The organism is Brevibacterium album DSM 18261 (genome assembly GCF_000426445.1).
GTDB lineage: Bacteria > Actinomycetota > Actinomycetes > Actinomycetales > Brevibacteriaceae > Brevibacterium > Brevibacterium album.
Window position 1 is genome coordinate 271,871 of record NZ_KE384526.1, and the last position, 17,903, is coordinate 289,773.

Below are 17,903 nucleotides of genomic sequence, written 5' to 3' on the forward strand. Positions count from 1 at the left end.
CGGCGCCGCCCCCGCCTCCCTCAGGAGGAGGGAACGGCGCCGCACGGCCGGGCGGGCAGGCAGGGCCGGCGGGCCGCGCAGACGGCCCCTGCGGGTCCGGCGGGGCGGACCGAACCGAGCGGGTCCGGTCGGGCCCGGCCGGCGACTCAGGCCTCGCGCGAAGCCTCCCCGCCCGCAGCCCCCGCCCCCGGCGACGGCTCAGCGCTGAGCGGTGAGCCGCGCTCCCCTTCCGGCACCTCGGGCACCTCGTCGAAGCCGCTGGCCCACATGCGCCCGTGGATCGAGAGGTCGGTGAGGATGCGGGCGACCTCGGCCGCACTCATGGGAGGCGCCTCCGGCTCCAGCCACCACTGCAGGACGGTCACCTGCTCGCCCACCCAGGCGCGGGTGAGCACCTCGGGATCGAGTCGGAACTCCGCACCCGTGACCTCCGCGCGCTTCTCGAAGATCGCCTTGGAGGCCGCCGTGCGCGCATCGACGAACTCGCGCAGCGCGATCCCGTTCCCCTCCCCCCGGAGGATGACGCGATAGGCGTCGCGCTCCTCGGCCGCGTGCTCGAACAGCGCCCGCACCGCCTGCCCGGAGAAGTACGAGCGCTCCTGCAGCCGGAGGTCGGCGAGCCGCAGCCGCAGCTCCTCCTGCAGGTCGAGGACGATCTGCGTGAGCAGCGACTGCTTGTCGCGGTAGTACGCGTAGAAGGTGGCGCGCGAGATGTCCGCCTCCTCCGTGATGTCCTCGATCGTCACGGCCTCGTAGCCGCGCTCGAGCACAAGGGAGACGATCGCGGCCTTGAGCGCGCGCTTGGTCCTCCGCGTCCTGCGGTTCTCCGCCATGAGGGCTCCTCCTCGATCCGGTCCCGGACTGCCGCGCACCCGCCGGTGCGAGGAGGCGGCAGGGGTGCGGCACCTCCCCTTGAATCATCCCCTCTGGACGTCCGTGACCAAAGTTGTACACTATGTATCATTTCAGTCACACCGTCGTGAGGAGACGACCCATGCTCAACCTGGGCCACTATGTGTCACGTGCCGCGCAGTACTGGCCGGATCGCGAGGCGGTCGTCGCGGGGAGCCTGCGGCTCACCTTCGCCCGTCTCGATGCCCGCAGCACCGCGCTCGCGGGAGCGCTCGCCGCCGCGGGGGCCGGACGGGGCACTCCCATCGCCACCTATGCCGGGAACACCGGCGAGCTCGTCGAGATCGAGGTCGCGCTCTACAAGCTCTCCGCGCTGCGCGTCCCGATCAACGCGCGCCTGGGAATCGAGGAGACCGCGCACATCCTCCGCGATGCCGGAGTACGCGTGCTCTTCGCGGACGAAGGGCACCGCGCGGCTGCCGTCGAGGCCATCGCCGCCTCCGGAGCTCCCGTGCGGCTCGTCGTGCTCGGTGCCGACGGCCCGGAGGGCTTCGCCGCGTTCGCCGCCGGCGGTGCGGGCACGGACCCCGCCTCCGTCATGGTCGATGCCGAGGAGTCCGATCCCTGCGTCCTCAACTTCACCTCGGGCTCCACGGGGAAGCTCAAGGCCGCGATCCAGACGATGGGCAACCGCCTCGCGAACATGCGCAAGCGCCTCATGAATCCCGCCGATGCCGCGGCCGATCCCCGCTACCTCGTCGCCGGCCCCATCACGCACGCCTCGGGCATGGGCATCCTCGCCGCCCTCTCCCGCGGGACGACCGTCGTCGTCCTGCCCCGCTGGGATCCCGCAGAGTTCCTCCGGCTCGTGCGCGAGGAACGGGTGACGTCCACCTTCGTGGTGCCGACCATGCTCCACTCCCTGCTCGACCACGGTGTGGACCGCGCGGACACGTCCACCCTCGAGACCCTTGCGGTCGGCGGAGCGCCGGTGAGCCCGCAGCGCCTGCGCGAGGCCGTCGCCGCCTTCGGGCCGATCATCGCCCAGGGCTACGGCCAGGCCGAGACCACGAGCGGGGTCACGACCCTGACCAAGGAGGACGTGCTCCGGGGCATCGAGGAGGATCCGGAGATCCTGCTGTCATGCGGCCGGGCGATCTTCGACTCCGAGGTCGCGGTCCTCGACGACGAGGGCCGCCGCATGCCCGCGGGCGAGCTGGGCGAGCTCGCCGTGCGCGGACCCGACTGCGTGAGCGAGTACTGGGGGGCGCCGGAGCTCACCGCGGAGACCTTCGCGGACGGCTGGGTCCGCACCGGCGACATCGCCTACATCCGGCACGACGGCTACGTCTTCATCGTCGACCGGAAGAAGGACATGATCATCTCCGGGGGCTTCAACATCTACTCGACCGAGGTCGAGGCCGCACTCTACGAGCATCCGGACGTGCACGAGGTCTGCGTCGTGGGCTCCCCGGACCCGCAGTGGGGCGAATGCGTCACCGCCGTCGTCGTCCCGCGCGGCGGGACGCAGCCCACGGCCGAGTCCCTCGCGGAGTTCTGCGCCGCGCGGCTCGACCGGTTCAAGCGCCCGCGCCGGGTCGACTTCGTCACCGAGCTCCCCGTCAACCGCAACGGCAAGATCGACAGGAAGCAGGTGCGCGCCGGCTACTGGGCCGGGGCCGCACGCGCCGTCTGAGACACCCCGCACACGAACGAACGGAGCACCCCATGTCCTTCTCGCTCTCCCCCGACCACACCGGCCACCCGCTCGCCGACACGCTCGCCCGGCTGCGCGAGTACCTCGACGGCGAGCTCGCCGACTACGAGGAGTCCCTCGGGCTCACACCGGAGACGCCCTATGACCGGGCGGTGCTGGAGCCGGTGTGGAAGCGCTCCCGCGAGCTCGGCTTCTACGGCGTGCACCTGCCTCAGGAGTACGGCGGCCAGGGCCTGAGCCACACGGACCTCGCCCTGCTCAAGGAGGAGGTCGCCGCCTCGGGCCGCATCCTCTCGCAGAGCGTGCTCGGCGACATGGGCGGACCCCTGCGCGCCGGGGCGATCTTCCGGTATGCGACGCAGGAGCAGATCGATCGCTATCTGCTGCCCGTGGTCCGCGGCGAGCGCGCCTGCTGCTTCTCACTCACGGAGACGGACGCCGGCTCGAACGTGCGTGCGATGGAAACCACCGCGACGCCCGAGAACGAGGGCTGGCGGATCAGCGGCCGCAAGGTCTTCTCCTCCGCCGGACCGTTCGCGGACTTCTCCGTGCTCATCGCGCGCATGGCCGGCGAGGAGGAGGCCTATTCCGCGTTCCTCGTGGACCTCGACTCCCCCGGCGTCACGGTGCTGCCCGGTGAGACGCCCATGTCCGGCCAGCACATCGAGGCCGACATCGTCCTCGACGGAGTGCGGGTGGAGCGCGGCCAGCTGCTGGGTGAAGTGGGTCAGGGCCTGCGGATCGGCCTGGGCCGAGTGACGACCAACCGGCTGCTCCACTGCCCCTCGGTGCTCGGCCAGGCGCGCCGGGTGCTCACCCTCACCCTCGACTTCGTGCGCACCCGGCAGGTCGCGGCCGGGTCGATGGCCGGGCTCCAGTCCGTCCAGCACACGCTCGCGGAGATGACGACCGACTACTACGCCGCCCGCTCCATGACCTACGACGCGCTGGCGGCACTGGACCGCGGCGAGGAAATCATGCCCGAGGCGTTCATGTGCAAGCTGTTCGTCGCGCAGAAGGCCTTCTCCATTGCAGACACCGCCCTGCAGCTGCACGGCAAGGCGGGCATGGTCCACGGTGCCGAGGTCGAGTGGATCTGGCGCAAGCTGCGGATGTTCCGCATGCTCACCGGCTCGGATGAGATCCAGAAGAACGGCATCGCGAAGGCGGTGCTGGCCGGCTGAGCGGTTCCGGCGGACCGGAGTGATGCCTCCCCAGGGGCAGCACGAGCGGTCTGCCGGAGACCGGATCGGGGACGACCCGGGAGCGCAGCCCGAACACCTCCTCGACGGTCTCCTCCGTGAGCACGTCCTCGCTGGCGCCCTGCGCATGCACCGTCCCGCCGTGCACGGCCACGAGGCGATCGGCGTACCTCGCGGCCAGATTGAGGTCGTGGAGGACCATCGCGATGGTCGTGCCCCGGCTGCGGTTGAGGTCCGTGAGCAGGTCGAGCACCTCCACCTGGTGCGTGACGTCGAGGAACGTGGTGGGCTCGTCGAGGAGCAGGAGCTCGGACTGCTGGGCGAGCACCATCGCGATCCACACCCGCTGCCGCTGCCCGCCCGAGAGCTCGTCGACGGGCCGCTCGGCCAGCTCCAGCGTGTTCGTGACGGCGAGGGCCTCGGCCACCGCGCGCTCATCCTCGGACGACCAGCGCGCGAACACGCCCTGGTGCGGGTACCGTCCCCGGCCCACGAGATCGGAGACGACGATCCCCTCCGGGGCGATGGGCGACTGGGCGAGCAGGCCCATGACCCGCGCGACCTCCTTCGTGGGCATGCGGTGGATCTCGCGGCCGTCGAGCACCACGCTGCCGCGCAGGGGCGCGAGCAGACGCGCCATCGACTTCAGCAGCGTCGACTTGCCGCAGCCGTTGGACCCGACGATGACGGTGATCTCCCCGGGGGCGAGCTCGAGGTCGAGGTCCCTGATGACGGGCGCGTCCCCGTATCCCAGGGCCAGGCCGCTGGCCGAGAGCTGGTGGTCCTTCGTCACAGTGCACCTCCGGTGCGGGTCTGGCGGATGAGGAGGAAGATGAGATAGGGCGCTCCGAGCACGCCCGTGACGACCCCGACGGGGTACCGGGTGCCGAACGCGAACTGGCCGATGAAGTCCGCCGCCAGGACGAGCAGCGCTCCCACCAGCGCCGCGGGGATCAGGGGCGAGCCCGCCGAGGCCGCCCGGCCCAGCAGACGCACGGAGATCGGCCCGGCGAGGAAGGCGACGAAGGAGATGGGGCCGGCCGCCGCGGTCGCGAAGGCGAGGAGGACGACGGCGAGGAAGATGAGGAGGAGGCGCGTGCGCTCCACGCGGACGCCCAGAGCCGCCGCGGTCTCCTCCCCCAGACGGAGGGTGTCGAGGTTCCCCGACAGCGAGACGAGCCCGACCGCGCAGACGGCCACGGCGAGCGCGAGCGGCGCCGCCTGTTCCATCGAGGCGTTGCTGAGATTGCCGTTCAGCCACCGCATCGCCGTCTGCAGATCCCACTGCGCCGCCCGTGCGAGCACATAGGAGACGAGGGAGTGCAGCATCGCGGAGATCCCGATCCCGATGAGGATGAGCCGCGTGCCGGACAGGCCGCCCCGGAACGAGAGCAGGTAGATGAGCCCCGCTGTCGCCAGCGCCGCGACCGTCGCGATGATCGAGACCGCAGTGCCGGAGAGGGAGAGCATGACGATGGAGAACACCGCCGCCGCCGAGGCGCCCGAGCTGATGCCGATGATGTCAGGGCTGGCCAGGGGGTTGCGGAGCATCGTCTGGAAGGTGATCCCGGCCATCCCGAAGGCCGCTCCGGCGAGCAGCCCCACGAGCGCACGGGGAAGGCGCAGGACGCCCACCGTGAAGGAGGCCCCGGGCACTTCCTCCCCCGCGAGCACCCTCACGACCTCCAGCGGGCCGTAGACGGCCTGGCCGAACATGAGCGAGACGGCGAACGCCGCGAGCACGAGCAGGGAGAGCGCCGCGCACACCGTGAGATGGCGGCGCCTGCGCCTCCGGCGGCCCGCGGCGATGTCCGCAGGCACCACCGCGGTCGCGGCGCCGCTCGCGGCCTCGGTGTTCCCGGCCCCGGCACTCCCTGCCTCCGCGATCCGCCTCACAGCGCACGCACCCGCATGCGCCGGACGATGACGATGAAGAACGGCGCGCCGATGAGCGCCGTCACGATGCCGACCTCGAGCTCCTCCGGCCGGGCGATGAGGCGTCCCGCGACATCGGAGACCGTCAGCAGGACGGCCCCGGCGAGCGCGGTCAGCGGCAGGAGCCACCGGTGGTCCGGCCCGAAGACCATGCGGCACATGTGCGGGACGACGAGGCCGACGAAGGCGATCGGGCCGGCCGCCGCGGTCGCCGCCCCGCAGAGGAGCACGGCGGCGAGGGCCGCGACGATCCGCGTGCGGCCCGCCTTCGCACCGAGACCGCGCGCCATCTCGTCCCCCAGCGCGAGCGCGTTGAGCCCGCGCGCGCTGACCAGGGCGAGGACGAAGCCGGTGAGCAGGAACGGCGCCACCCGGGCGAGGGTGTCGAACGCCGCGCCCCCGACTCCGCCGATCTGCCAGAAGCGGAACGCATCCATGACCGCCGCGTGCGGGAGGACGACGGCGGACACGAGGGACGTGAGCGCCACCGAGGTCGCGGCACCCGCGAGCGCGAGCTTCAGCGGCGTCGCTCCGCCTCGCCCCAGCGACCCGACGGCGTACACGAACACCGCTGTCACGCCCGCGCCCAGCAGGGCCGCCCAGATGTATGCGTGCGGGCTGGTCATGCCGAAGAAGGTCATGCCCGTGACGACGGCGAGGGCGGCGCCGTTGGTGATGCCGAAGATGCCGGGATCGGCGAGCGGGTTGCGCGTGAGTCCCTGCAGGAGCGCACCGGAGACGCCGAGCGCGGCACCTGCGACGACCGCCAGCAGCGTGCGGGGGACGCGCTTGGCGACCGCCGCCTCGGCGAGCGTCCCGTCCGCGCCGGTCATGCCCGCCGTGATGTCCGCGAGCGTGACCCCGCGGGCCCCGAAGGCCACCGACGCCGCGGCTGCCGCGACCAGCGCGAGGACGAGGATCGTCAGCGCCGTCGCGCGGACGGAGCCCGACCGCCGCCTCCCGGCGAACGGCGAAGGACGGGGCGCCGGACGCGGAGGTGCGCTCGCGGGTGCGTGGAGTGTGCTCATGGTGGGAAGGCTTCGTCCGCGGAGGCTCAGTCCTGCTTCGCCTTCGCCGCGGCGGCGTCGAGCGTGGCGAGGTAGCCGTCCATGTACTCCGAGCCGATGTTGAGCGGGGAGGGGTTGGAGACCGCGGCCTCGGGCGCATCGGCCGGGAGCCAGGCGATCGAATCGCGCTCGACCGCGGGGATCTTCGACATGAGCGGATCCTCCTGCATGATCTTCTGCTGGTCGGAGTCCGTCGACACGACCATGACGTCCGCGTCCGCGAAGGTCTCCGCTGCGGTCTCCGTGCTCTCGGAGCCGTTGAACTGCTCATTGCCCTCCGAGGCCCGGGTGACGGCCTCGGGGATCTCCATGCCGAGCTCCGGGAAGAGCTGCACGCGAGGGTCGTTCACCGTGAAATAGGAGAAGGTGCTCGTGTCGGTGGGCTCCACGTATGCCCACATCGCCGAGGTGCCCGCGAGGTTCTCGTGCTCCGCGACCTTGTCCGCGAGGACGCCCTCGAGCTCCGCGACGACCTCCTCACCGCGGGCCTCGAGGCCCAGTCCCTTGGCGTCCTGCGCGAGCGTCTCCTGCCACGTGGACCCCCACGGGGTCTCCGGGTAGGCGATGACGGGTGCGATCTGGGAGAGGGTGTCGTACTCCTCCTGGGTGAGCCCGGAATAGCCCGCCAGGATGACATCGGGCTCCGAGGCGGCGACCGCTTCGAAGTCGATGCCGTCGGTGGGGTCGAAGGTCTCCGGCATCTCCGCACCCATCTCCTCGACCTTCTCCTCGACCCAGGGCAGCACGCCGTCGCCGTCGTCGTCGCCCCAGACGGCCGCCTCCATGATGACCGGGACGACGCCGAGGGCGAGTGCGGCCTCGTGGTTGCCCCAGGCGATCGTCGCGACGCGTTCCGGCTGCGCCTCGACGGTGGTCTCGCCGAACGCGTGCTCGACGGTGACGGGGAAGCCCTCGCCAGGGGCGCCTCCGGTGTCGACCTCCGCGCCGCCGTCCGCGGCGCCGGAGCCCGAGCAGGCGGAGAGGACGAGGGCGGAAGCGGCGAGCGCCGCAGTGGTGCCGAGAGCGGTGCGACGAATGGTGCGCATGGGTGGTCGTCTCCTCGGGCCCGCACGGGCCCCGTCGAAGGGTCGATTGCGAAAACTCTGCGTGCCCTAAATCGGCCGATCCGGGCACGGAGGACAGCGTACATCATTAGCTGAGGCTAACCTCACCGCTACGAGAACCGGCTCGGCGCCTTCCGCGACCAGAAACGAGTGAGCGCTTCGTATCGGGTTCCGGCGGGGAATCCGACACGAAGCGCTCACTCGGCGATGCGTGCTGGGGGCGAGGTCGCCTCAGATCCAGAGGGCGGGATCCGTGAGCAGACCGTCGGGCGTGGGGCGGCCCTCCTCGTCCACGGGCCGCGCCTGAGGGAACTTCACCTTTGCGGGCACACCCACCGCAGTGGCCTCGGCGGGCACATCCTTGACGACCACCGCATTGGCGCCGACCGCGGACTCGCGGCCGAGCACCACCGGGCCGATCACCTTGGCGCCCGAGCCGATCACCACCCCGTCCTCCACCGTGGGGTGGCGCTTCTCCTGCTTCATGGAGCGCCCGCCCAGAGTGACCTGGTGGTAGAGCATGACGTCATCGCCGATCTCGGCCGTCTCCCCGATCACCACGCCGTTCGCATGGTCGATGAAGAAGCGGCGGCCGATCGTCGCCCCCGGATGGATCTCCACGCCCGTGAGGGTCCGGACCGCCTGGGAGAGCAGCCGCGCAGGGATCTGGCCCCTGCCCTCGGGCAGCCGCCAGAGCCGGTGGATGCCCCGGTGCGCCCAGATGGCGTGGAGCCCCGGATACGAGATCGCGATGACGAGGTCGTTCCGTGCGGCGGGATCGCGGCGCCTGGCCGTGTCCAGGTCCTCCCGCAGCGCGTGCCGCACCGCGGGGCGGGACAGCCCGTAGGCAGTCACCGCCCCGGCCGCGAGCAGAGCGCCCCCCATCGCCTTCCGTGCGAATCCGCGCAGTGCAGTCATGGGCGGATCACACGTCCATGTACTCCGCGAACAGCGGCGTCGTGAGGTAGCGCTCACCGAAGTCCGGGAGGATGACGACGACCCGCTTGCCCTGGAACTCCTGCCGGGAGGCCACGGTCTCCGCGGCCGCGAGGGCCGCACCGGAGGAGATGCCCACGAGGATGCCCTCGTCCCTGGCCAGCTGGCGGGCGGTTTCGAAGGCGACCTCGTTGTCCACAGCCTGCACCTCGTCGTAGATCTCGGTGTCGAGGACCTCGGGGACGAAGTTGGCGCCGATGCCCTGGATCATGTGCGGGCCGGCCTCGCCCTCGCTCAGCAGCGGGGAGGCGGAGGGCTCGACGGCGACGAGGTGCGCCTCGACCCCGGCGGAGCGGAACGCCCGGCCCACGCCCGTGATGGTGCCGCCCGTGCCGATGCCGGAGACGAAGACGTCGACCCTGCCGTCCGTGTCCGCGACGATCTCGGGGCCGGTCGTCGCTTCGTGGATCGCGGCATTGGCCTCGTTGGCGAACTGGCGGACGAGCACGGCGCCCTCGGCGGCCAGCGACTCCGCCTTCTCGACGGCGCCGCGCATGCCCTCGGCCTTGGGGGTGAGCTCGAGCTTGGCCCCGAACGCCCGCAGCAGGGCGCGGCGCTCTTTGGACATGGACTCCGGCATCGTGAGGACGACCTCATAGCCGCGGGCCGCGCCGACCATGGCCAGGGCGATGCCGGTGTTGCCGCTCGTGGCCTCGACGATGGTGCCGCCGGGCTGCAGCTGGCCGGACTTCTCCGCGGCGTCGATCATCGCCACGCCGATGCGGTCCTTGACGGAGTTCGCCGGATTGGAGGACTCGAGCTTGGCGACGATCTCCGCGCCCGTGCGCTCGCTGGCCCGGTTAAGGCGGACGAGCGGTGTGCCGCCGACGATCTTCGTGACATCAGAGTGAATGGTCATAGGTCCTTCTTCCGTTCCTTCGCGAGTGGGCCGCTGGCTGCGGTCCCGTGAGGGTCCCGTCCCGGACGGGACGCAGGTGGATCACTTCATGACGTGCGAGGAACGCGTCACCGGCATAGCGCGTGAGCTCCTCGCTCATACACCAGCCAATGGCTTCAGCTGCTGATAGTCGTGCGTCTCATCGATCCTAACCGCCCCGGGGATGCGGATGTTCCCGCGGGGTCAGGTCGTCGCGGCGGGGTCAGGCCGCGGCCGCGGGTCCGCGCCTCACCCGGGTCGAGGTCACCTCGATGAGCTGCGCCTCGATGAGGTCTTGCCACCACACGGCGAGCTCCGGGACCTCGGCCATGGACATCGCGTAGACGGTCTCGTCGCCGGGCTCGGCCTCGACCCTCCGGCCCACGCCCTTGGCCCTGATGCCGAGCATCTCGGCGACCGGCTCGATATCGGCGCGGCGAAGGCCGCCGGAGCGGGCGACGGGACGGCCCTCCCCCACCCATGCGAGCAGCGCGGACACCGCCGCCGAGGCGGGACTCGGCTCCGAGGAGGAGCTCAGTTCCGGGACGGGGCTCGCCTCCGCAGAGGGACGCTGTCCCGAGGCTGCCTCGGGAGCGGACTCAGGCTCAGCCTGCTCAGCGGCGGGTGCGGGCGCGGTCTCCTCGGCGGCGGGCTCCGGTGCCGCGAAGACCTCCCGGATGTCAGCGACGCCGGGGGCCTCACGGGTGAGCAGCTCCTGGGCGAGCGCGGCGACCCCGGTCTGCCGCTTCCGGGCGAGCACGGTGAGGAAGCCGGCCACGGCCAGGGCCGTGCCCTCCAGCACGGCGGTGCCGCCGTAGCGCGTGATGAGGCTGCCGAGGGCGTCGTGGGCGCGGCCCTTGCGCGCGATGGCGAGCACATCGGTCGCGACGGTGCGGGACTTCCTGTCCCAGCGCATGTCCCGGGGCACCTTGGGGGCGGGGACCACCAGCATGCCGGCGCCGAGCTCGGGATCGGTGTGCCACGCGTCGACGAGCTCGAGAGCGGTGCCGATGACATGGGCCACCGAGGGCAGGGAAGCGGAGGCTTCGGGCTCCACCGCGCCGAGGATCGCCTGGGCGACGGGGAGCTGGCCGGCCGCGACAGCCTCGGCGACCTCTCCCAGCAGGGCGAGCGCCTGCACCCGGCTCCGCCCCTCCGCGGTGAACAGCTGTTCGTTGCGGCGGCGGGTTGCGCGTGCCAGCGCTGCGTCGAGTTCGTCCGGGTCGATGCTCGCGGGATCGTCGAGGTCGACCCCCTCCTCCTCGATATAGGGGGCGAGCTCCGCCAGGGTCTCGTCGGTCGGCCCGGATGTGCGGGCGAGGCCGGGGGCGGTCTCCGGGCTGGAATCGGGGATACCAAAAGCGCTGGACATTCTCGCGAGTCTAACGAACGGAGTGTGAGCGCCTGCCCGGCTCGCACGGCACCGGCGGTTGAGATGCGTCACTGTCGCGCCCGTGCAGGCCGGGAGGACGGGGGTGCCGCGGATACGATGGGGGTCATGTCTATCCATCCCATCGTCGTGTACGGCGAGCCCGTCCTCCACCGCCGGGCCGAGGCCGTGACGGTCTTCGACGACGCACTCCGCACCCTGGTCAGCGACATGTACGAGACGCTGAGGGCCTCGAACGGCGTGGGGCTGGCGGCCACCCAGATCGGGGTGGGGAAGCAGATCTTCGTCTACGACGCGGATGACGAGGATGCCGGCGTCCGCCGCCGCGGCGTGTTCATCAACCCGATCCTCGTGGGCTCCAAGGTGCCCGAGGGCCGGCCGGACGCGGAGACGGAATCGGAGGGCTGCCTGTCCGTGCCCGCCCTGGACTTCCCCCTCAAGCGGAGTGAGAAGGTCACGATCACCGGGGTCGACGAGAACGGCGAGACGGTCTCCCTCGCCGTCACCGGCTGGTTCGCCCGCATCATGCAGCACGAATACGACCACCTGCAGGGCACCCTCTACGTGGACCACCTGCAGGACAGGTGGAAGCGCCGCTGGAAGCGCGCACAGAAGGCCGAGGGCTTCGACCGGCCGGGGCTGTCGTGGCTGCCGGGGGTGGACCCGGACCCGTTCGGCCACGATGCCGTGGATGAGGGCGCGGATGCGCGCGGGCCGGGAGCCGGGGAGGCCTGAGCCCGCAGCCGTGCGCATGCGGTCGCGCGCATGCAGTCGTGCACCTGCGGCCGTGCGCATGCCGCAGCACGCCTGAGCGTCCCCGCCTGCATCCGCGCGCACCTGAGCGTCTGCACCCGTCCAGCCTGTCCTCATCTCTGCCGGTTATCGTGACGACATGCGCGCACTCATCTCCCTGATCCTCAACATCATCTGGCTGCTGACCGCGGGCTGGTCGCTGTTCCTCGGCTACCTCGTCGCCGGCGTCCTCGCCTGCATCTTCATCGTCACGATCCCCTTCGGCGTGGCCTCATTCAGGATCGCCGGATTCGTGCTGTGGCCCTTCGGCCGCGAGGTCGTGGAGTCCCGCGCGCCCGGTGCGATGGGCGCGCTCGGCAATGTGATCTGGTTCGTCATCGCCGGCTGGTGGCTGGCGCTCGGCCATGTCGTGACGGCCGTGGCGCAGGCGGTGACGATCATCGGCCTGCCGCTCGCGTGGGCGAACCTCAAGCTCATCCCCGTGACCTGCTTCCCCTTCGGCAAGGAGGTCGTCTCCTCCGGCGATGCCCGCGCGGAGATGTTCCCGACCGCCCGGGTGTGAAGCGACTCCCACGCTCTTCCCACCCCTTGTGCCGCCAGCCGCACACCAATCGAGGGGTGGCCGGCGGCACAAGGGGTGGGAAGTGGGAGTTGGCAGCGTGGCACACGAAAGAACCCCGGGATCACGCGGATCCCGGGGCTTTCGCTCTGAGCGGATGACGGGGATCGAACCCGCGACCTTCAGCTTGGGAAGGTCGCTTGCTCCCTACGTCACGGCACATCACGGGCTCACCGAATTGTCAAGTCCAGCTCGAGGTGCAATCCAGTTGCATTTGACAGCCGCGACCGTATGGGGCAGGCGCATCAGCGCCGACCCCCGCCTTAAAAGGTATGCACAGCATAGCAGAGCCGCCTCGCCGGCGCATGTCGTTCGACGTCGAGTAGTTGCAGTTTCATCGGCTTCAAAACCCGAGGGCGATCCGCTGCTAACACCACCGGTGCCCGCGAACGGCGCACCTCGGGGTACCTCCCCCCGGTATCCATCAGCCCGGGGCGATCAGCCCCGTGCTCGGCACGCCCCGGGGCCGCGCCCGCCCAGCCCACGCCCCAGCACCCACACCCGGTGCCGCGCGGCTCGGCTCGCTCCCCCAGCACGCCCGCACACACGCGCCCAGCGCCCGCGCGCTCACGCTCGCGCACGCACATGCCCACGCGCCCACGCACACGCGCATACACGCACGCACACGCACGCGAGGGCGCACGCACGGGCACAGCACACAGCCGCCCGGCCCTCACCCTCACCCGCACGCCGCTAGGCCCGCACGCGGGCGCACAGCGCGCCGCAGCACGCCACACAGCGCCCGCAGCGCCCGCTCTGCAACACTCTCAGGGTTTTCACATAAACGGGTGTTTGCGCAGGTCAGAGCTGTGCAACATTCGCATCCTCCACTGCAATCACACGTTCGCGGGCTTTTTAGGCTTGCACGACGGATTCGGATCGGGTTTAGTTATTCCTGTCAGCACGACGGGGAAGCCCGGAAGGCAGACACGAAAACTTCAAAGCGGCTCGCGGAATGGGCCAGGCGAACGGGGCGGAAGCCCTGCCAGTTCATTCCGGGATGACTGCAAGCGAATTGATAACTGAACAGCGGAGTGCTGGGAGCCGCCGAGAGGCGAGGCAAACCGCAACGGGAGTGGGCGGCCTTGGAACGCTGGTCATGTGGAAGCGCAAGCGACCTACTGACTGGCATAGGCCCGGCGATACGGGTATATCGGCGTATCGTCCAGTGGCTCCCGACGGCGTATTTCATGATCGCTAAGGCGATCCGCTCAGGTACGCCGGGAATGGGCAAGGGTAGACCCTTCGCATACGCAATCGCCGGTGCAATTCCGGCGTTGCCCACGGCCCGCGATCAGGCGGGCGGTGTTTTCAACCAAGGGAGAGAAAAATGCTTCTCAGCGAACTCAAGAACAGCGCTTCCACCATCTCCACCACGGCGCGTGGCCTCGCCGCCCTGGTGGGCGAGGTCCTGGAACCCTACGCCTATGACGCACTGCTGAGTGTCGCTTTCAACTGCATCGGCGCTCACTACGATGCCCAGGGCCGGGATGTTGAGGTTGACCTTGACGCGGTTTGGACAGTCCTCATGCACAATTTCACCCCTATGGCGGAGACGCTTTTTGAGACTCGTGAGCATGAGTCTTTCGCCGTCGTGAGCGCGATCACCGGCCACATGATGGGGCGCGACTGGGACGCCATGGTGGAGCGCTACTGCAACATCATGGAATGAGGAGCCGGAATGTATTACTGGCTTGGAAATGAGTTGTTATTGCGCACCGCCGCGTGCTGAGCGCTAGGCGGTCATCGGGATTCTCTCGGTGGCCGCTTACCGTTTCGCAATCGCAGAACGGCTATGCAACGTTCGCATACCGAATCCACGGAAAGGGAGACCGTCATGGACTTCACTCACCAGAACCTCACCACCACCGCACGCACGTTCATGGACCATCTGGAAGGCGCTACCGCCCTGCTCCCCGGCGCGCCGGAGGGCGGCTACGTCGTCGGGGGCCTGGTGCCGAGCATCGTGCTCGCGGAGCCCGACCAGTGGCTCCCGGACGTGCAGGACGCGGTTGCTCGCATCCTCTCCGACCTCATCGTCACCGAGACCGTCGCGGCCGCACAGGCCGTGGGCGTGTGGCGGGACTCGGATACGGGACTCGTGTACGTCGATGCGTCGTCGATCATCGCGGACCGCGAGGACGCCCTGGCCGTCGCCCGCGAGCGCGGCGAGTTGGCCGTGTGGGATCGCGTGAACGGCCGCGAGATTCGCACGGGAGTCAGGGAGGGCTGAGCACCACGGCTGTCCACGGGCGAGAGTCCGTGGGCGGCAATGGGTCCGTCGGCCAGAGGCCGTACGGCAGGGGGCGCGGGGGGAGCCCGCGCCCGTGGCCGCTCAGGCCAGATATCACGCCCCCACGAGAGGACAGCATCATGAGAACTTACGCATTCGAGCCCACTGAGATCGAATCCGCCTGCGGCGTGACAGCCGAGGCCGTCGCCGAGCAGCTCCCGAAGGTCTACGCCCCCGCTGCGGAGGACTTCGTGGCCGTCCCAGGCGACCTGAGCCCAGCGCTCGCGGGGGCAGTCGCACGCACGGCGCTGGCTGGACCCGTCGAGTTCCAGAAGATCGACGCGGGCATGGGGCTCCTTATCTATCGCCCGGCCGAGGAGGCCTGACCATGACCGCAGACGCAACCACCATCGCTTACGTGCACAACACCGAGGACATCCCTGTCGGCCGCATCACCATGCAGGATGACCACGATGCACCGTGCACCTACGAGGGGCCGCACGATTACGCGCCCGGAGCCTCCGAGGGCGTGACGGTCCGGGCCGTGTACCTGCCTAGCACTGTCCGAGACGGCTATTACGAGACCCCGGACTCAAGCGACCATGACGACTCGTGGAGTCGAATCCGGGAGGGTGAGAACGCCGAGGGCATCGGGCAGTACCTCCGCACCGGTGATGAGGCCGTGGAGCTGTTCACCCGCTACATGCGCGTCTTCCATCCGCTTGTGCCCGTCGTCGAGCGCTGGGTGCAGACCGGATACTCGCAAGGCGATACCGTGCGCCTCATCGCCTGGGCCGATGAGAGGCCGACCAGCGGACCCGTATACCAGCGCGCCGCCGCGATGCACGAACGGTGCGAACACGTGCTCGACTACATCGGGCAGTTCGCGCGCGGACAGTTTGTGAGCGTCGCCTACGAGGAGATGTCTGCCGATTCCGCGCGGATCAGCGATAGCGGCGATGAGGTGACGCTAGAGGTCTCATGGACCGAGGCGGATCGCATGAGCGGCGTTATGTACGAGGCAGAGTTCAATCCCGCCCCGGAGGCGCTTGAGTACGCCATGAGTCTCGACCTGCCTGACGGGTGCGTAATCGCCCCGACGTTCGAGCGCTAACCCGCAGGCACAACCACAACCACGGCTGTGCCGTCCTCGCGGTCTCGCAGGCAGTTCGGCACCAGCTTGCCGGACGCGGTCACCAGGCCGACCAGTGCCATTTCTCGACCCACGGCCATGAGGTCGGCGCACTGCACCACCGAGCCGACACGCTCGCCGTCCACCTCGGACCAGCATTCGAACGGGAGGTTCCCGTTCTCCGCCGCGTCGATGCGGCGCACTCCGACAACCTCAGCGCGGGGATCAAGACTGCTCATCCGCGCGATTATACGGGGAATTCCCGAAAGGAACGACCGATGAACGAGCTCACGCAGAGCATCACCTTCTTCGTCACCGCCGCCGATGTGCTCGACCATGCGGAGCTGAAGCACGGCGCGGATGAGGTCTCGGCCGCGATCACAGACGCGGCCGAGCGCCTGGCCTACGCGATCTATGACGACGGTCCCGCAGAGGTGGACCGGGCCGAGGTGCTGGACGAATGGAGGGGCGAGTACGCGCCCTCATGGGTCATCTACGCAGGCGAGACGGAAGAGGTCATCTACCAGGTGGGCATCTCGGAGTGCTTCGGTGCGTACTGGGATATGACCGGCTCGAATCCGGGCGAGGTTTCCGACCTGATCGGCGCCGTGCACAACGACCTCACCGGCGCAGTCGTGGCGGCATTCGAGAACTGCGCTGACTGGGACGGCCTGATCGCGGAGCTTGAGGGCGAGGACGGCTAGTGTGATGCGTTAATTCTCGAATACGAGTTCAGTTAAGGCCAGGCATTCGCGTCTGGCCTTTTCTGTGCCCTGATTCGGGCGAAAGCATCCAACCAAAGGAGACTGACATGGACACGATGACGCGCACTTTCAGCACGGCGGCAGAGGCCGCACAGCACTACATCACCGAGCCTATCGAGGCGTCGGAGATGATCGCGAACGCGGATGCCGCGTTCGACACAGCCGCGATTGCCGCGGAGGTCATTGAGGCGATCACCCCGGATCGCGGGAACGTCTTTTACCGGCAGCGCGAGGATATCGACCACGATGAGTTTTGGTCTATCGTCGAGCGATACGAGAGGGAGGGGTGACCATGAGCAATGCCACCACCTTCGACCACTTCACGGTTGAGACCATCGAACTCATGCACGCCCCCGAGGGACGGGACTGGGGGTTTCACCACTGGCGGTTCACTGTTACCGCGCACGAGTCGGGGGCGGTGCACGTCGGTGTGTATTCCGCGGGGTCTCACCGACCGGGCGCCACGATCCTTCACGGGGACATTCTGTGGTCGCTCGGCATGGATGCGCCATCGGCCCTCGCGGGTGAGGGTGACCTGCGATCGACACTTGAGGCGCTGGACTCGGAGGGCCTGGGGTATGGCCTGGCTCAGGGCTACGACGTGGCCCTCAAGTTGTGCGACCTCCACGCCTTCATGGAGGCCCTTACGGACGACGAGCGCGATGCGCTCATGGATGAGGAGAGCTGACATGTCAAGGGTTCGGCTGAATGTCGAGTTTGATAAGCACGCCTGGGCTAGCATGACCGAGGGTGAGCGATCCGACTGGGTTGACCAGGTATGGGACGCGGTTCAAGAGCACGCGCGCGTCACCTGCGTGGAATGGATCGGGGAGGACTGAAATGAGCAACCAGCGAATCACCATCACGCGCGAATACGACGTGACCGTGCTGGAAGAGTTCGAGCTGGACCTTGACGAGATTACCGACGAGCAGCTCACGAAGGTCGGAGAGTACTCGCGCGGAGAGATTAGCGTCTATGACATCTCGGATGTTCTTGGCGACTTTACGCCGGACCGCAGGGGGGAATCTTTCACCAATGAATCCGAGATGATTATCGAGATTGAGGACTGAGCAATGCGATCACTCAAGGTTACGCGGGCGCGCAACATCCGAACATACGAAGACTTCAAGGTGTGGGGATATGATGAGCAGATCGCCGCATTCCTCGCGGCCGTCGATGAGGATGACCAAGAGACAGCATCGCGTCTGTTCGACGCAATGGAAGACACGGATATGCTCGAGTGGCACAACTCCGACTCGGACGACCCCGCCGTATGTTTCTACCGATTCGAGGAGTACTGA

The 17,903-nt window shown here is 69.2% G+C and carries 22 protein-coding genes; 13 read left to right on the plus strand and 9 right to left on the minus strand.

The window, feature by feature from the left end; all coding sequences use genetic code 11:
- Window positions 1-146 precede the first annotated feature (146 nt).
- Window positions 147-833: a TetR/AcrR family transcriptional regulator gene (locus K318_RS22285; RefSeq protein WP_051298068.1), complete on the minus strand. Its 687-nt coding sequence runs from the start codon at window positions 831-833 to the stop codon at window positions 147-149.
- A 161-nt stretch (window positions 834-994) separates the two neighbouring features.
- Between K318_RS22285 and K318_RS0114710 the strand changes: the two genes are divergently transcribed.
- Together K318_RS0114710 and K318_RS0114715 are read left to right on the plus strand one after the other, a co-directional pair.
- Window positions 995-2,548, plus strand: a complete 1,554-nt coding sequence (locus K318_RS0114710; protein WP_029090034.1) for an AMP-binding protein — start codon at window positions 995-997, stop codon at window positions 2,546-2,548.
- A gap of 32 nt (window positions 2,549-2,580) precedes the next feature.
- Window positions 2,581-3,753: an acyl-CoA dehydrogenase family protein gene (locus K318_RS0114715; RefSeq protein WP_029090035.1), complete on the plus strand. Its 1,173-nt coding sequence runs from the start codon at window positions 2,581-2,583 to the stop codon at window positions 3,751-3,753.
- Here the strand turns inward: K318_RS0114715 and K318_RS22290 are convergent.
- The 7 genes from K318_RS22290 to K318_RS0114750 all read right to left on the minus strand — a co-directional run bounded on the left by K318_RS22290 (window position 3,695) and on the right by K318_RS0114750 (window position 11,082).
- Entirely contained in the window at window positions 3,695-4,564 is an 870-nt protein-coding gene (locus K318_RS22290; RefSeq protein ID WP_051298069.1) for an ABC transporter ATP-binding protein, read from the minus strand. The genes K318_RS0114715 and K318_RS22290 overlap by 59 nt on opposite strands.
- Window positions 4,561-5,667: a FecCD family ABC transporter permease gene (locus K318_RS0114725; RefSeq protein WP_425393457.1), complete on the minus strand. Its 1,107-nt coding sequence runs from the start codon at window positions 5,665-5,667 to the stop codon at window positions 4,561-4,563. The genes K318_RS22290 and K318_RS0114725 overlap by 4 nt, the downstream gene beginning before the upstream one ends.
- Window positions 5,664-6,734, minus strand: a complete 1,071-nt coding sequence (locus K318_RS0114730) for a FecCD family ABC transporter permease (protein ID WP_029090037.1) — start codon at window positions 6,732-6,734, stop codon at window positions 5,664-5,666. The genes K318_RS0114725 and K318_RS0114730 overlap by 4 nt, the downstream gene beginning before the upstream one ends.
- Window positions 6,735-6,760: 26 nt before the next feature.
- Entirely contained in the window at window positions 6,761-7,819 is a 1,059-nt protein-coding gene (locus K318_RS0114735; RefSeq protein ID WP_029090038.1) for an iron-siderophore ABC transporter substrate-binding protein, read from the minus strand.
- Between the two features lie 249 nt (window positions 7,820-8,068).
- On the minus strand, window positions 8,069-8,755 hold the full coding sequence (gene epsC / locus K318_RS0114740; RefSeq protein WP_211233344.1) for a serine O-acetyltransferase EpsC: 687 nt from the start codon (window positions 8,753-8,755) through the stop codon (window positions 8,069-8,071).
- 7 nt (window positions 8,756-8,762) lie between these two features.
- The gene (gene cysK / locus K318_RS0114745; RefSeq protein ID WP_029090040.1) at window positions 8,763-9,692 is read right to left on the minus strand and encodes a cysteine synthase A; all 930 of its coding nucleotides are present in this window, start codon (window positions 9,690-9,692) and stop codon (window positions 8,763-8,765) included.
- Window positions 9,693-9,933: 241 nt separating this feature from the next.
- The gene (locus K318_RS0114750; RefSeq protein ID WP_029090041.1) at window positions 9,934-11,082 is read right to left on the minus strand and encodes a hypothetical protein; all 1,149 of its coding nucleotides are present in this window, start codon (window positions 11,080-11,082) and stop codon (window positions 9,934-9,936) included.
- A 126-nt stretch (window positions 11,083-11,208) separates the two neighbouring features.
- Here K318_RS0114750 and def point away from each other — a divergent pair, with 126 nt between their 5' ends.
- The 6 genes from def to K318_RS0114785 all read left to right on the plus strand — a co-directional run bounded on the left by def (window position 11,209) and on the right by K318_RS0114785 (window position 15,819).
- Window positions 11,209-11,835, plus strand: coding sequence for a peptide deformylase (def, locus tag K318_RS22295; protein WP_035282135.1), 627 nt, complete (start codon window positions 11,209-11,211; stop codon window positions 11,833-11,835).
- A 157-nt stretch (window positions 11,836-11,992) separates the two neighbouring features.
- Window positions 11,993-12,415, plus strand: coding sequence for a YccF domain-containing protein (locus K318_RS0114760; RefSeq protein WP_029090042.1), 423 nt, complete (start codon window positions 11,993-11,995; stop codon window positions 12,413-12,415).
- 1,387 nt (window positions 12,416-13,802) lie between these two features.
- Window positions 13,803-14,144: a hypothetical protein gene (locus K318_RS0114770; protein WP_029090043.1), complete on the plus strand. Its 342-nt coding sequence runs from the start codon at window positions 13,803-13,805 to the stop codon at window positions 14,142-14,144.
- Between the two features lie 165 nt (window positions 14,145-14,309).
- Window positions 14,310-14,705: a hypothetical protein gene (locus tag K318_RS0114775; protein WP_029090044.1), complete on the plus strand. Its 396-nt coding sequence runs from the start codon at window positions 14,310-14,312 to the stop codon at window positions 14,703-14,705.
- A 140-nt stretch (window positions 14,706-14,845) separates the two neighbouring features.
- Window positions 14,846-15,091 carry a hypothetical protein gene (locus K318_RS0114780; RefSeq protein WP_029090045.1) on the plus strand — a complete coding sequence of 82 codons (246 nt, stop codon included), beginning with the start codon at window positions 14,846-14,848 and terminating at the stop codon, window positions 15,089-15,091.
- A gap of 2 nt (window positions 15,092-15,093) precedes the next feature.
- Window positions 15,094-15,819 carry a hypothetical protein gene (locus K318_RS0114785; RefSeq protein WP_029090046.1) on the plus strand — a complete coding sequence of 242 codons (726 nt, stop codon included), beginning with the start codon at window positions 15,094-15,096 and terminating at the stop codon, window positions 15,817-15,819.
- On the opposite strand, the gene K318_RS0114790 is transcribed toward K318_RS0114785, so the two are convergent.
- On the minus strand, window positions 15,816-16,076 hold the full coding sequence (locus K318_RS0114790; RefSeq protein ID WP_156914039.1) for a hypothetical protein: 261 nt from the start codon (window positions 16,074-16,076) through the stop codon (window positions 15,816-15,818). The genes K318_RS0114785 and K318_RS0114790 overlap by 4 nt on opposite strands.
- Window positions 16,077-16,115: 39 nt before the next feature.
- Between K318_RS0114790 and K318_RS0114795 the strand changes: the two genes are divergently transcribed.
- The 5 genes from K318_RS0114795 to K318_RS0114820 all read left to right on the plus strand — a co-directional run bounded on the left by K318_RS0114795 (window position 16,116) and on the right by K318_RS0114820 (window position 17,903).
- On the plus strand, window positions 16,116-16,541 hold the full coding sequence (locus K318_RS0114795; RefSeq protein ID WP_029090048.1) for a hypothetical protein: 426 nt from the start codon (window positions 16,116-16,118) through the stop codon (window positions 16,539-16,541).
- Window positions 16,542-16,648: 107 nt separating this feature from the next.
- The gene (locus K318_RS0114800) at window positions 16,649-16,891 is read left to right on the plus strand and encodes a hypothetical protein (RefSeq protein ID WP_029090049.1); all 243 of its coding nucleotides are present in this window, start codon (window positions 16,649-16,651) and stop codon (window positions 16,889-16,891) included.
- A gap of 2 nt (window positions 16,892-16,893) precedes the next feature.
- Entirely contained in the window at window positions 16,894-17,289 is a 396-nt protein-coding gene (locus tag K318_RS0114805; RefSeq protein WP_035282139.1) for a hypothetical protein, read from the plus strand.
- A gap of 152 nt (window positions 17,290-17,441) precedes the next feature.
- Complete coding sequence (locus K318_RS0114815) at window positions 17,442-17,672, plus strand: hypothetical protein (RefSeq protein ID WP_029090051.1); 231 nt, start codon at window positions 17,442-17,444, stop codon at window positions 17,670-17,672.
- Between the two features lie 3 nt (window positions 17,673-17,675).
- Entirely contained in the window at window positions 17,676-17,903 is a 228-nt protein-coding gene (locus K318_RS0114820; RefSeq protein ID WP_029090052.1) for a hypothetical protein, read from the plus strand.